Annotated in this window: 8 protein-coding genes; 7 read left to right on the top strand and 1 reads right to left on the bottom strand. The window is 55.8% G+C overall.

Translation table 11 applies throughout. The features are described from left to right. The first annotated feature begins 10 nt into the window (after positions 1–10). The 3 genes from prsR to prsT (RRB22_12810) all read left to right on the top strand — a co-directional run bounded on the left by prsR (position 11) and on the right by prsT (RRB22_12810) (position 7,149). Positions 11–1,366 (top strand): PEP-CTERM-box response regulator transcription factor, encoded by a 1,356-nt coding sequence (gene prsR, locus RRB22_12820; protein ID MDT8385287.1) that lies wholly within the window; start codon positions 11–13, stop codon positions 1,364–1,366. Between the two features lie 160 nt (positions 1,367–1,526). Then, positions 1,527–4,253 carry a PEP-CTERM system TPR-repeat protein PrsT gene (prsT, locus tag RRB22_12815; GenBank protein ID MDT8385286.1) on the top strand — a complete coding sequence of 909 codons (2,727 nt, stop codon included), beginning with the start codon at positions 1,527–1,529 and terminating at the stop codon, positions 4,251–4,253. A 97-nt stretch (positions 4,254–4,350) separates the two neighbouring features. Then, complete coding sequence (prsT, locus tag RRB22_12810) at positions 4,351–7,149, top strand: PEP-CTERM system TPR-repeat protein PrsT (GenBank protein MDT8385285.1); 2,799 nt, start codon at positions 4,351–4,353, stop codon at positions 7,147–7,149. 1,054 nt (positions 7,150–8,203) lie between these two features. On the opposite strand, the gene RRB22_12805 is transcribed toward prsT (RRB22_12810), so the two are convergent. Further along, entirely contained in the window at positions 8,204–8,935 is a 732-nt protein-coding gene (locus tag RRB22_12805; GenBank protein MDT8385284.1) for a DUF4114 domain-containing protein, read from the bottom strand. A 901-nt stretch (positions 8,936–9,836) separates the two neighbouring features. On the opposite strand from RRB22_12805, the gene RRB22_12800 reads away from it, so the two are divergent. The 4 genes from RRB22_12800 (at position 9,837) to RRB22_12785 (ending at position 14,508) form a co-directional block, all read left to right on the top strand. After that, on the top strand, positions 9,837–10,421 hold the full coding sequence (locus RRB22_12800; protein MDT8385283.1) for a polysaccharide export protein: 585 nt from the start codon (positions 9,837–9,839) through the stop codon (positions 10,419–10,421). 89 nt (positions 10,422–10,510) lie between these two features. Further along, the gene (locus RRB22_12795) at positions 10,511–12,061 is read left to right on the top strand and encodes a GNVR domain-containing protein (GenBank protein ID MDT8385282.1); all 1,551 of its coding nucleotides are present in this window, start codon (positions 10,511–10,513) and stop codon (positions 12,059–12,061) included. Positions 12,062–12,076: 15 nt separating this feature from the next. Then, positions 12,077–12,976, top strand: coding sequence for an XrtA-associated tyrosine autokinase (locus RRB22_12790; GenBank protein MDT8385281.1), 900 nt, complete (start codon positions 12,077–12,079; stop codon positions 12,974–12,976). Between the two features lie 122 nt (positions 12,977–13,098). Further along, complete coding sequence (locus tag RRB22_12785) at positions 13,099–14,508, top strand: TIGR03016 family PEP-CTERM system-associated outer membrane protein (protein ID MDT8385280.1); 1,410 nt, start codon at positions 13,099–13,101, stop codon at positions 14,506–14,508. Positions 14,509–15,356: the final 848 nt, after the last annotated feature.

Below are 15,356 nucleotides of genomic sequence, written 5' to 3'. Positions count from 1 at the left end.
TGAATTGAATATGGCAAAGAAGAACAAATTACGCGCATTGCTGGTGGTCGAGGATGATCCTGGCCTGCAAAGTCAGCTGCGTTGGTGCTTTGAGGATTTTGAGGTCACCATCGCGGGCGACAGGGCGTCTGCCCTAGAGGCCGTGGAGTCGCTGAGGCCGGCCGTGGTGACCCTGGACCTTGGCCTGCCGCCCGACCCCGCCAATGCCTCCGAAGGCCTGGCGACGCTGGAGGCCATCCTGAGCAAGGCGCCGCACACCAAGGTGATCGTGGTGACGGGCAATGACGATCGGGCAAATGCCGTACGTTCCATCGCCATGGGAGCGTACGACTTTTATCAGAAGCCCATCGAGCCCGAGATTCTTTCGCTGATTATTGAACGCGCCTATGCGCTGTACGATCTCGAGGCCGAAAATCGCGAGCTGCTGCAACAGACATCGTCTCCGCTGGATGGGGTGATCGCCGCCAGCCCGCAGATGCACAAGCTCTGCCGCATGATAGAGAAGGTGGCGCCCACCAATGCCACCACCTTGATACTGGGTGAAAGCGGAACCGGTAAGGAGGTGATGGCCAAGGCCCTGCATCAGCTCAGTGCCCGCAGCCATGAAAAATTCATCGCCATCAACAGTGCCGCCATCCCTGAGACCCTGCTGGAGAGTGAACTCTTCGGCTATGAAAAAGGCGCCTTTACCGGCGCCAACAAGACCACTCCCGGAAAAATCGAACTGGCCGAAGGCGGCACGTTCTTTATCGATGAAATCGGTGATCTGCCGCAGTCGCTACAGGCCAAGATGCTGCGTTTTCTGCAGGAGCGCGTGGTGGAGCGGGTGGGTGGACGCAAGGAGATTCCCGTCGATGTCCGCGTGATTTGCGCCACGCACCAGAACCTGCCCGCCCTGATCGAGGCGGGGAAATTCCGCGAGGATCTATACTATCGTATTAACGAGATATCGCTGGAGATCCCGCCGCTGCGTGAGCGTGAGGGTGATGTACTGTTGCTGGCGCGCGCCTTTCTGTATCGTTTTTCGCGCGAAAACGGTCGCGCCCTCAAGGGTTTTTCCACGGCGGCGCTGGCGGCGATGGAAAAACACGTCTGGACCGGCAATGTGCGTGAGTTGGAAAACAAGATCAAACGCGCGGTGATCCTGGCCGATGGCGATCTCATCGAGCCGGGCGATCTGGAACTTGAAGGCGAGCTTGATCTGTCTTTTCTCACCGACCTGCGACAGGTAAGAGAGCAGGCGGAGCGTCAGGCCATGCAACGTGCCCTGGCCATCGCCAATGATAATGTGACCCAGGCCGCCGACCTGCTGAATGTGAGTCGCCCGACATTTTATGATTTGATGAAAAAGTATGGAATGAAATAGCACTACGCAACACAGGCATACGAAAAGACGTCCGTATTAATAATTGAAACCGATGATTAAAAAAAGGAATCAGGCTATGTCAACAACAGGAATTTTCTCATCTAAGCATGGAAGCGGACTGAGAGCTTTTTTACTATCGTTACTTATGTGTCTACTTCCAGTGGTGTATGTTTCAACGGTGCACGCCGCCTCCAGTGAAGACTATCTTAAAGAGGCGCAGGACTACGTCAAAAAAGGCGACATTAACGCCGCCGTTATTCAGCTGAAGAATGCCCTGCAGAAAGACCCCAAGAATATCAAGGCGCGGTTTTTCCTGGGTGAGCAGTACCTGACCCTGGGCGATGGTGCCAGTGCAGAAAAGGAACTGTCCCGGGCACAGAGTCTGGGCATGGCCCGCCAGCAAATGGTCGTGTCACTGGGGCGCGCGCTGTTGATTCAGGGGCGCGCAGATGATGTTTTAAAAGAGATCACCGTTGAAAAGGATTTCCCCGTCGATGTACAGGCCGAGGTCTACGTGTTGCAGGCCAATGCGCACATTTTGCTGAAGCAGAATAAGGAAGCCGAGGCGGCGTTTCTAAAGGCGCTCGAGCTCGAACCCAAATCGCTCAACGCCCTTGCCGGGCAAACGCGGCTGGCGATGATCAAGGGTGACACCAGGGAAGCGAAGGCGTTGGCGGACAGGCTCACCAGCATGCACCCCGAAAGTGATGCCGCCTGGCTCCTGGACGGTGAGGTGAAGCGCATGAGCGGCGACATGCCGTCCGCGGAAAAGAGCTTTGACCGGGCGCTTTCCCTGCAGGCCTACAACGTGTCGGCATTATTAGGCAGCGCCAGTGTCAAGTTGGCACTGGGCGACACAGAGGGTGCTGCAAAGCGCATCGAGGTTGTGCAGCGCCTCAGTCCGAATCATCCCATGGGCAATTATCTAAAGGCGACCCTGCTTTATAGTAAGAAGGATATCGCGGGGGCGGTGACATCTCTACAGAATGTTCTGAGGATTGCCCCGAATCACCTTCCCAGCCAGCAGTTGTTGGGCGCGATCGATTTTAGCAAGGGGCGTTTTGAACAGGCCGATCAGGCCCTCTCGCGCGTGGTGCAGGCCTACCCAGGTAATATCGCGGCGGTGAAATTATTGGCCGCCACCCGTCTGAAGCTCAATCAGCCCGCTGAGGCGATTAAGGTGCTTGAGCCGGTACTGTCGGCGACCCAGGATGACGCCCAGCTGCTGGCACTGGCCGGCACCGCCTACATGCAGAACAAGCAGACGGCGAAGGGCACCGAGTATCTGGAAAAGGCCGTGGCCGCAGCACCCGAGACCGCCGGTATTCGTACACAATTGGCGTTAGGTCGTCTGGCGAGCGGCAATACCGCGCAGGCGGTCGAGGATCTGGAGGCCGCCATCGATCTGGGACAGAACGTTTTTCAGGCGGATGTGATGCTGATCATGCTGCACCTACAGGAAAAGCAATATGACAAGGCGTTAACCCAGGCCCAGGCGTTTGCGAAAAAGGCGCCCACCAGTCCCTTGCCCTTTAATCTGATGGGCGCGGCCTATGTGGGGCTGGAACAGTTACCTCAGGCCCGTCAACAGTTTCAACAGGCCATCGATATGGAAGCGAACTTTATTCCCGCCATCATCAACCTCGCGCGACTCGACGAGCGTGAAAACAACCCTGCAGCCGCGCGCAGCCGCTATGAATCCATTCTGAAACAACGGGACAATCATCTGGGGGCCCTGTTGTCTCTGGCGCAGCTGGCCGATGCCGAGGGTAAAGGCGAAGAGGCGGTTCGCCTGCTGGAAAAGGCCTGGGAATCCAACGAGGACGCCATTCAACCCGGCATGATCTTGATCGATTATTACAACAAAAAACAACAGCCACTACGCGCTGTCAGCATTGCCCGGGATTTACTGCTGAAACACCCCAATAATCCGGTAGTCATCAATGCGCTGGGCATGTCGCAGATGGCCGCGAAGGACTATCACAATGCACAGGCGACCTTCGAATCGCTGGTAAAGTTGTTGCCGGAATCCCCGCAGGCCCATCTACTATTGGCGCAGATCAATCGGCAGATGGATGACAGGGATACCGCCATAAAACATCTCAATCAATCGCTGGCACTGCAGGCAGACTTTTTACCCGCGCAGATATCGCTGGCACAAATGGAATTGCAGCAGAAACGACCAAAGGCCGCACTGGCGATTGCGAAAAAGATCCAGCAGCAGCGGCCGACAGAAGTCGACGGCTTTCGTCTGCAGGGTGATGTGTTGATGGCCGAGGGTGACTACACTTCGGCGGTAAAACTCTATCAGCAGGCCTACGATAAATCGCCGGCCTCAGCCCTGGCAGTGCTTATCTTTCAGGCGCGGAAGATGGCAAAGGTGAAGGCACCCTATGCCTCGCTGGAAACCTGGCTGGCGAAAAATCCGCAGGATCAGCTGGTGCGTTCCCTATTGGCGGGTGCCTATCAGGAACATGGCCTGCTGGATAAGGCGATTGAGCAATATCGGCAGGTCATCAAAAATCACCCCAATGATGTGGCCGCGCTCAATAACCTGGCCTGGTCGTCGCATATGCTGGGTAAGGCCGACGCACTCGATTACGCAAAACGGGCCTACGACCTGGCAGGGGATAACCCCGCCGTAGCCGATACCTTTGGCTGGCTGCTGGTGGAGACCGGTAACACCGATCGTGGTCTGGCCTTGTTGCAGCAGGCCGTGGTCAAGGCGCCACAAATCGCGGAGATACGCTATCACCTCGGCGTCGGGCTGCATAAGGCCGGCCGTAAAGCGGAGGCGAAGTCAGAGTTGAAGCGAACGCTGGATATGGCGCCCGATTTTTCAGAGGCAAAAGCGGCGAGAGCCTTGTTGGCAGAGCTGGAAAAATAACCGCGTTCCGCAAGCCGCGAATAACACATAACAGTCAAACCTGAATCTGTGGTTAAGCCACGGATTCAGGTCAAACACAACAACAGGATGAGGGAGTATGATTTGTCGTTTAGTAAATCCCATGATGCGTGGACGGGTGATTTTGTTACTGATGGTGAGTCTGGCGTTGGTGGCCTGCGGAAAGGCAGAGATCAGTGATGCGCAACATGTCATTCAGGCGAAACAATATCAGTCGAAGGGTGATCTTAAGGCGACGCTTATAGAATTGAAAAATGCCCTGCAGAAAAATGCGAATAACTCTGAAGCGCGACTCATGCTCGGTGAATTATATGTGTTGATCGGTAACGGTGCGGCCGCAGAAAAGGAATTGAACAAGGCCCTGCAACTCGGCGTGTCCAGCAGCTATGTGCAACAACTGCGCGGAAAATCCCTGTTGCTTCAAGGTCGCCATGCGGAAGTGCTGGCAATGCTATCGGAAATGGATGTCAGTTCGCAGCCGGATCTTCTTGTGTTGCGAGGCGAGGCCCAGCTTGGCCTGGGCCAGAATGATCTGGCAGCGGCGGATTTTAGCGAGGCATTGGTCAGCAAGGCGGATGATCCGGCTGCCTTACTCGGCCAGGCCAGAATGTATATTGCGGCGGGTGAACAGGAAAAGGCCGATCAAAAGCTTGAAAAGCTGCTGGCGATAGATCCCAAAAACGTCGAGGCATGGGTGTTGCGAGGTGATATTGCGAATCGGGCGCAACGACAGGATGAGGCGCAGGCGGCCTATCAGCGTGCAATCGACCTGGCGGCGGCCAATATCGTCACCCGTGCGGGAATGGCGGCGCACACCGGCCTCACAAAATTGTTGATCACGCAGCAAAAATTTGATGACGCGGCAAGCCATGTGGAGTATTTGCTGAAGGCTTCGCCCAACAATCCGATGCCGAATTACATGGCGGGATTGCTGGCCTATGAAAAAAAGGACTACACCAGGGCCCGCGATTATTTTCAGACGGTGTTGAAATTCTCGCCCGACCATATTCCCAGTGTGTTTCTGTTGGGCAGCGCCAATTACGCATTGGGCAATATGGAACAGGCAGAACAGCAGTTAACGCGGGTAGTGGGCGCAAATCCCTCCCTGTTGGCGGCACGAATGCTGTTGGCTAATCTGCAATTGCAGCGCTCGCAGACCGATCTGGCTCTGGATGTGCTGGAGCCTGCACTGGCACAGCGGCCGAATGATCTGCGGCTGTTGGCGATGGCGGGGCAGGCAGCCTTACAAAGCGGTGAGTTCGAAAAGGGCCGGGCATATCTGCAAAAGGCCATCGCCAGTCAGCCCGAGGCAGGGGCGTTGCGTGCCCAGCTCGCCGTGTTGCATCTGGCCGAGGGTAATGATGCGCTGGCCATTGATGAGCTGGAGCAGGCGGTTAAACTGGGGAATGCTCCGGCGCGTGAGCAATCCCTGCTGGCATTGGCCTACCTGAAGAATAATGATTTCGATAAGGCCATTGCGGCCGCCGAAGAGCTGGCCGCCCAGCAACCGAAAAGCGCCTATGCGCAAAACCTGTTGGGTGTCATTCTCAGCGCCAGGGGTGAGGTTGCGCAGGCGCGCACCGCCTTTGCCGCCGCCTTGAAACGTGAGCCGGATTTCACCCCAGCGACACTCAATCTTGCACGCCTTGACGTGTTGGCGGGCCGCTCCGATGAGGCGCGTGCGCGACTCGACGGGATTCTGGCAAAGGATGCAGACAATACCTCGGCCATGATGGCCCTCGCCCAGCTGGCGGATGCCGGGAATGATCGCAAGCAGGCCCTGGAGTGGCTGGAAAGGTCCCGAGCTGCGGATGCCAGGGCGTTGTCGCCACGGCTGTTGCTCGCACGCTATTATTCGCGCACCGGAAATCTCGCTCGGGCCGGTGAAATTGCGCGCGAGGCCGTTACTATCGACATCAACAACCCACAGGCGCTTGAGCTGATGGGCAGTGTTGAGCTGGCCGCGCAGAATTACAGCGCCGCAGTGAACAGTTTTAAAACGGTCGTAAAGCAGCAACCGACCGCCCAGGCCTATTATTCACTGGGCGTGGCCCAGTTCCGCGCCAACAATCTTGTCGCCGCAAAGACCTCGCTCCGGCAAAGCCTGGAGCAGCGCCCGGGTGATCTTCAGGCGTTATCCCTGCTGGCGCTGCTGGATGTAAAGACGGACGATATGACCGCGGCGCTGCGCAGTGTCGCGGTGATCAAAAAGCAGCATCCCCAATCGCCCGCCGGTTTTGTGCTGGAAGGTGATATACGCGCCCAGCAGAAGCAGAGCGCACGGGCAGCGGGTGCCTATGCCCGGGCCCGAGAGCTGGGTGCGGGTACACCGGTGTTGTTGAAAGAGGCTGCCGCCCTGCAGAGTAGTCAAGGCAGTGCTGCCAGCATAAAGCTGCTGTCAGACTGGGTCGCGTCGCATAAGGACGACGTAACCGCGCACTACGCCCTGGCAGCCGCCTATTCCACCGATGGTAAAAGGGTTGAGGCGATGAATGAATATCGACGCTTGTTGCAGGGTGCGCCGAAATTCGTCCCCGCACTCAATGATCTCGCCTGGCTGCTATATCAGAATAAGCAGCTCGATGAGGCTTTACTATTGGCGAATAAGGCCTACGAACAACGCCCGGATAGCGGGCCTGTGCTGGACACGCTGGGATGGATCAGATTTCAGCAGGGTGAGATAAAGCCCGCGCTGGAATTATTGCGCCAGGCCGCTGAAAAAATGCCGGAGTCCGGCGATGTGCAATACCATCTCGCCGCAGCCCTCGCCCAGTCCGGCAAAAAACCAGAGTCACGCCGCATCCTCGAACAGATTCTCAAAACTGGTGATACATTTCAGACACGACAAGAGGCACAGCAATTGCTGGAGCAGCTCTGATCCCACCCTGTAGGGTGGGCACGTTTTGTACCCACGCGGCTACTGATATACGGCGCAATGCCCTTCGGTTATTGGCGCCCTACGGGGTGGGATGGTGCGTAGGGCGCCAATAACCGAAGGGCATTGCGCCGCATGAACGATACCCACCCGAGGAGTTGCTGATTCCCGATGCCGGGATTGTGGACCATAAGGTTATATTCGAATTATCGTTACGCCGAACATACGGCGCAATGCCCGATGGTTATTGCGCCCTACAAACTAAGCTAGGTAGGGTGGGCACGTTTTTTGTGCCCACGCGGCCATATCCACAATCATTTTTCGTGTTCCCATACAGCATCACACGAATTCCCTACGCCATACGTCATTATCATTTTCAGCAATCCGCTCATCGATGCCGTGTGGGCACAAAAAACGTGCCCACCCTACCTGGCTGGTGATACATTTCAGACACGACAAGAGGCACAGCAATTGCTGGAGCAGCTCTGATCCCACCCTGTAGGGTGGGCACGTTTTGTACCCACGCGGCTACTGATATACGGCGCAATGCCCTTCGGTTATTGGCGCCCTACGGGGTGGGATGGTGCGTAGGGCGCCAATAACCGAAGGGCATTGCGCCGCATGAACGATACCCACCCGAGGAGTTGCTGATCCCCGATACCGGGATTGTGGGCCATAGGGGAGTGGCACTTACTTAAGGCCCGAATCCTCGTCATCCCGGGGAATGCCGGGGTCCAGACGCTACAATGGTAATAGCCAGGTAAGGTAGGCACGTTTTTTGTGCCCATGCGGCTACATCCACAATCATTTCTCGTGTTCACATACAGTATCACCCGAATTCCCTACGCCATATGTTGTTATCATTTTCAGCCATCGGCTCACCGATGCAGGGTGGGCACAACAAACGTGCCCCCTACCTGACTGACATACGGCGCAATGCCCTTCGGTTATTGGCGCCCTACGGGTTGTAGATTTTAGTCAGCACCCAGCACTATAAAATTCGGCGCAAAAAAAACGCCACCCGAGGGTGGCGTTTTTCTTATCTTAAGATCGAGATTTACGCTGCTTTACGACGTGCGCGAAAGCCCATACCGATTAGACCAAGGCCGATCAGGGCCAGGGTAGCAGGAGCAGGCACCGGCGTTACTGACTCAACCAGGACTACGAAATCGACGAAATCCCTGTCACCACCGCCATACAGGTCTTCCCAGGCCAGGATATACTCATTCGCGCCCCAAGGACCGGCGGCAAATGGTGCAATTTCAATTTCTTCACCAACACCCTGATAAGCGGCCATGTGATCGACGCCATCGGCGTTAAGATCGGTATCACTGTAGAACAGGTTCTGCCCATTGGCATTCAGATAGTAGGCAAACTTGTTGCCGGCGAAATCGATGCCGGTATCAGCAAAGTTCACATATACTGAACCGTCGGCCAGAATTGAAACCAGTGCCTGATCGCCAGCATCATTGGCGCCCGCGAAGAGCTGAATGTGCTGAGCGGTGACCTTGTCATAGATACCAAAGGTATTGGTATTGGCAAAACCAGCCAGCTCAACCACGATGGTTGAAATGCTGCCACCGGAACCGCCAACGCTCCAGTACGAGTCATTTCCATCACTCAAATAATCGGTTGTCGCATTGACGTTGTTGACGCCATCAGTAGCGATGCTATCAAGAACAGACTGTATCGCCACACCATCAGTTGCTACATCACCAAAGCTTACAGCCCATGATGAACCGCTGGCCAGCATTGCTGCTGCTGCGATTCCCATCAGTTTTTTGTTCATTTTGCCCATTGTCCTATCCTCTATGTTGCTTGATTGTGAAGCCATTCCATTAATTAAATGTCTCTCGGTGGATATGTAGCAACAGGCGTGCCAGTTTTGTAACTGATTGATATTAAATAATAATAAATATATTTTGGTGCGAGGAGGGCACGCATTGTAAGAAATTTCGACAATCCCATCTGGCCTTGACTTCTGGCATGCCTGCATGAGCAAGGTGAGATAAAATCAAATATTAACAATATGTTACGTTGTTATCCGGGCTTTATGGTGGGGATTGCCGGTGTGATTAGGGGATTATATGGTAATTCGTGGGTTGTGGCCGTAAGGAAACCCGACATATCCGCCAGTTCCAGGGCTCACACCGGGGATATAGATATAGAGGGGTAGTTTTTTTAAAAACGCTGTTTCCTCCCGGCCAAACCTGACCCGATACGCTGTCCGCCGGGGCCGGAACCCAGAGAAACTGACACGATTGTTTATTCTGGACGCCGGCCTTAATCCCCGAGGGTATTCGCCGGGATCACAAAGCTTCTGGGTTTTGGTCGGAATGACACTGATTGTGGGTCTGTGTCAGTGCCGGCGGTTCTGCCCGGTTAATAATTGGGTAATAATTTACTGATATTTTCAACGTAAAGACTTACCCTCCTGCGCCGATGTACAATGTAGCGGATTTTGTGTACTAACATTGTTGGGCTGGGTATTGAATATTCGTCCTGTAGATTGTTTTTCATGGTATTTTTCTGACCTGGATCCGTGGTTTAACCACGGATCCAGGTCTGAGTCAGATTAAATTAGGGATTGATTTATGGCCTTTTGTGATAAACGACGTATTGCCTCGCTTTCGATGCCGTCATCCGGCTTACTATCCGGTTTAAAATCCGGCCCATTATTGCTCACTGCAATGTTACTCATCTCACTAGTGTTTACCGCCGGTTGTTCCCAGCAACCCACCTTGCCGGCGGCGACATCGGGTGCAATCAGCACCGATTATCTCATCGGCCCCGGGGATTCCTTACAGGTGTTTGTGTGGCGTAATCCCGAGGTGTCGACCTCGGTGATCGTCAGGCCCGATGGGAAGCTTTCTACCCCTTTAGTAGAAGACCTGGTCGCGGCGGGCAAGACGCCCACGCAGCTGGCGCGTGATGTGGAGCGTGAACTGGCGAATTATCTCAAGGAGCCGCTGGTGACGATTATGGTCAGCGGTTTTGTGGGCCCCTATAGCCAGCAGGTCCGGGTCGTGGGAGAGGCTGGCAGGCCGCAGGCGCTGGCGTATCGTGAGCATATGTCGGTGCTGGATGTGATGATTGCGGTCGGTGGCCTCACCGAATTTGCCGCCGGCAATAAGGCCTCCATCGTCAGGAATGTTGAGGGCCAGCAGAAACAGTTTGGCGTGCGCCTGGATGATCTCATTCGCGAGGGGGATATCAGTGCCAACGTGCCCATATTGCCAGGCGATATCCTGATTATTCCTGAATCCTGGTTTTAGGCCCTGCGCGCCAGGTGTCGGTTGCTTCCTTTTCATGTCTGGCTCCTCTATCCATGATCCATCCCATAGCGATTAAGAAGTAATAATTAATGCAAGAGCTGATTGAACAATCATTGGGTTATCTGCGTGGTGCGTGGCGATTCCGCTGGTATATGCATTTCGTCGCCTGGCCGCTGTGTATTGCCGGCTGGATTGTGGTGCATCAGTTGCCGGATGAATACCAGGCCTCAGCGCGGGTGTATGTGGATACACAGTCGGTACTCCGTCCCTTGTTGAGAGGTTTGGCAGTTGAGGGCAACGTGGGACAGGAGGTGGAGCTGATGACCCGGACCCTGGTGAGCCGACCTAACCTGGAAAAGATAGCGCGGATGACCGACATGGATCTGACGGCCACCACGCCGGAACAGATGGAAGAGCTGCTGGACCGACTCAAACACAAGATTGTGTTGGCCGGCCATGGCCGGGAAAATCTCTACTCTCTTGCCTATGTCGATAAAGATCCCGCCCAGGCCAAGCAGGTTGTGCAATCGCTGCTGACGCTTTTTGTGGAGACCAGCCTGGGTGACAGCCGGAAAGATTCGCGCTCGGCGCAGGGTTTCCTGGACGAGCAGATAAAGGAATACGAGGCCCGCCTGTTTGCCGCCGAGGAAAAACTGAAGGAATTCAAACGTAAAAATATCGGCATGATGCCGACCGACGGCGGCGAGTATTTCTCACGCCTTCAGACCGCGATGACCCGCCTGTCCGGCGCTCAGCTCGAATTGAGCGAGGCCGTTAATCGGCGCGATGAATTACGCCGGCAGCTGCGTGGTGAGGAGCCGACATTCGGCATGGTGGCGCCACCAAAGGCGCAGACTATGGATAGCGCCCTGGATTCACGGATTCAGGGCCTGCGAATCCGGCTTGACGATCTGTTGCTGCAATTTACCGATAAGCATCCCGACGTCGCGGCGCTGCAACGCACCATCAATGACCTGGAAGAACAGAAGGCCGCGGAGATGGCGCTGATTCAGGAGAGCGCTCCCCAGGCCTCGAATAATCTCGATACCAATCCCGTCTATCAGCAGTTGAGAATCTCACTGGGCGAGTCCGAGGCGACAGTGGCCGGGCTGGAGGTGCGCGTGAAACAGTTTCAGTCCGAGGTGGAGGAGCTCAAGCAGGCCGTCGATACGATTCCGAAAGTCGAGGCGGACTTCAAGCGCCTGAACCGCGATTACGACGTCAACAAAAAGAATTACGACACCCTGCTGGAGCGGCGTGAAACGGCGAAGATGTCAGAAGACGCCGGCAAGGCGGGAGACAACGTCAAGTTTCGTGTGGTCGATCCCCCGTTTGTTCCCTCGGAGCCGGTTTCTCCGAACCGACCGCTGTTGACCAGCGTGGTCCTGGCCGCCGGCTGGTTGGCGGGGATCGCCTTCGCCTTCTTCATGTCCCAGGTCAGGCCCACCTATGACAGTGCGCGTACGGTACGCCATGAATTGGGTCTGCCGGTACTGGGTAGCGTGTCGCGTGTCTGGAGCGGCAAAGAGCGGCTCAAGCGACGCATGGAGGTGCTCGCCTTTGGCGTGGGAGGGCTTATGTTGATGTCCGTCTATGGCGCGTATATGGCCTACCAGTTGTTATCGGGAGGTGCAGCCTGATCGGCTGTTAATGACATGAGTTCCATTGAAAAATTTGTAGACAAACTCGGCAAGAAAGCGACGAGTGGCGATGCCGGCAAACAGGAGCCGTCATTTCCCGTCTCCGAGCAGGATATGCAAACCACTGCTGCCCAGACCCCCGGTCGACCGAGTCGCAGCGCTTCGCGTGAGGTGATAATAGATTTTGAACGCATTGCCGCACTGGGCATGCTGACCCTGGACCAGAGCAAGAATCAATTAGCGGAAGAGTATCGCGCCATCAAGCGCCCGCTGCTGAATAATGCCTTTGGCAAAACGGCGGCGAATATTCCCCACGCGAATCTGATTATGGTGACGAGTGCATTGCCGGGCGAGGGTAAATCCTTTTCCGCAATCAACCTGGCGATCAGCATGGCCACCGAGATGGATCGAACGGTTTTATTGGTGGAAGCGGATGTGGCCAAGCCCGCCGTCTGCCAGTACCTGGGTGTGCCGGAGCCGGAAAAGGGTCTGGTGGATTATCTGGCCGAGCCCAATCTGGATATCTCGGATCTGATGTTAAAAACCAACGTGCCGAAGCTGAGCATCTTGCCCGCCGGTCGACGCCACACCCATTCTACCGAGCTGCTGGCCAGCACCAACATGCGCAATCTCATGGATGAGTTGTCACAACGCTATCCGGATCGGGTGGTTATTTTTGACACGCCACCGCTGTTGTTGACCAGCGAGGCCGCGGTGCTGGCCGGGCTGATGGGGCAGGTTGTCCTGGTGGTGGAGGCGGGGAAGACACCGCAACCGGTGGTGAAAGACGCGGTTGCCCTGTTGGCGCCCAATCAAATCGTCGGTGTATTGCTCAACAAGAGCGAGCGAGGCATTGGCACCGGTTACGGGCTGTATGGGTATGGTGCGTATGGTGGTTATGGTGGTGGTGTGTGAGCCCTGGCTTGCTTACCAGGTCAAACCAGAAAATGTTAGTGGTGGGAGAGTTCAATCTGAATCCGTGGCTTAGCCGTGGATTCAGGTTAAATACAAAAATAGGCAGCCTTGGGCTTGCCATCATGCTCATGCCCAGCCTGGGGTTCGCCGCGCAATGGCGCCTGACGCCATCCATCGAATTGGTTGAAACCTATACCGATAACGTCACCCTCAGTAGCGATGCCAACTCGGAGTCCGACTTGATTTCACAGATCAATCCGGCGCTTTCATTAACCGGCAAGGGAAGAGAGCTGGAACTGGCATTTGACTATCGTATGCAAAATCTTTTTTACCTGGGCGACAGCGACCGTAACAACACCAACCACCAACTAAATGCGGGCCTCAAGGCAACGCTGGCGCCGGACTGGTTGTTTCTGGATGCATCGAGCACTCTGAGTCAACAGGTGTTGAGCCCGGATGACAATGTGAGCCTCGGCAACATTGGCGTGGTCAGTGGCCGCGAGGATGTGTTGACCACCAGGGTTTCACCCTACATCCAGACCCGAGTGACCCAGTGGACGGTCGCCGATCTACGCTATTCACAGGACAGCGTGAGCTATAGCGGCGAGATGGCGGAAGACAGCACGTCTGAACAGGTCAGCGCCAGTCTCCAGTCCGCCAAGTCCTTCGGCTCATGGACCTGGGGCGTGCGTTACACGGAACAGACTATCGATTATTCCGAGCTGTCGGTCACACAGAATCGTGAGGATGTAAAACGCCGCGATACCGTGCTGGATCTGGGCTATCAACTAAGCCCCAGGATTCGACTCACCGGACAGACGGGCTATGAGGACAATGAATACCAGTTAAGTGCTGACGCTGAGACACCCGAAGGGGAGTACTGGAGCCTGGGCACGGTCTGGACGCCCAGCTCGCAGACGTCGATCACCGCCTCCGGCGGACGTCGCTTCTTTGGCCGCACCTGGGCGCTGGACTGGTCACACCAGGCTCGTCGGCATGGCTGGCAACTGGCCTACAATGAAGACCTGTCATCACGTCGCGAACTGCAGCTGGAGCAATTCACTTTTATACGGGTTAATCCAGATGGCACGATTTACACTGATCCCATTACATTGAGTCCGGTCATATCTCAGCGAGATATACTCGTGGCAACCGACGAGGTATTCATTGAGCGGCGCGCCAGCTTTCACTGGACGATGCGTCACCGAAAATCCACAAGCACCTTTCAGGTTAATCGCTCACGCAGAGAGTTTCAGGAGACCAGTGTTACCGAGATTACATCCGGCGTTGACCTTGGCTGGAATTTGCAAATATCCCGCAGCGAAGAATTTAGCGCCAATCTAGGCCGCCAGAACACCGAGCGAGAGATAGGCGATGACCGTTATACCATCGCCGGAGTCAGTTACGAGAAACAATTGGGAAAGAGCGTCAACTCCACATTTGAAATGCGCAACGTGCGTCGTAATGGCAGCGGGGCGGGCAATGATTACGTCGAAAATCAGCTGAGTGCCGGCATAACGATGCACTGGTAGCGATGATGCATACCTCTTCGCTTTGTTCGGTTGCGGCAGGTAGGAGGCCAGCCCCCTGGCCGATAGGTCGGGTTGGTGTGATCGTTGCGAGGAAATCGCCGAGAGGGCTCGGCTCCCACAGGGCTTTGCTCAGTCGTGTAGGGCGCCAATAACCGTAGGGCATTGCGCCGTATGTCCGTGGCTGATGGGTTGGGTTGGTGCGATCGCTGCGAGGAAATCGCCGAGAGGGCTCGGCTCTCACAGGGCTTTGCTCAGCCGTGTAGGGCACCAATAACCGTAGGGCATTGCGCCGTATGTCCGTGGCCGATGGGTCGGGTTGGTGCGATTGTTGAGAGGAAATCGCCGAGAGGGCTCGGCTCCCACAGGGCTTTGCTCAGTCGTGTAGGGCGCCAATAACCGTAGGGCATTGCGCCGTATGTCCGTGGCTGATGGGTTGGGTTGGTGCGATCGCTGCGAGGAAATCGCCGAGAGGGCTCGGCTCTCACAGGGCTTTGCTCAGTCGTGTAGGGCGCCAATAACCGTAGGGCATTGCGCCGTATGTCCGTGGCTGATGGGTTGGGTTGGTGCGATTGTTGAGAGGAAATCGCCGAGAGGGCTCGGCTCCCACAGGGCTTTGCTCAGCCGTGTAGGGCGCCAATAATCGTAGGGCATTGCGCCGTATGTCCGTGGCCGATGGGTCGGGTTGGTGCGATTGTTGAGAGGAAATCGCCGAGAGGGCTCGGCTCCCACAGGGCTTTGCTCAGCCGTGTAGGGCGCCAATAATCGTAGGGCATTGCGCCGTATGTCCGTGGCCGATGGGTTGGGTTGGTGCGATTGTTGAGAGGAAATCGCCGAGAGGGCTCGGCTCC

This window comes from Gammaproteobacteria bacterium, from assembly GCA_032250735.1.
Classification (GTDB): Bacteria; Pseudomonadota; Gammaproteobacteria; order SZUA-152; family SZUA-152; genus SZUA-152.
This window is presented reverse-complemented; position numbering and strand designations above follow the sequence as displayed.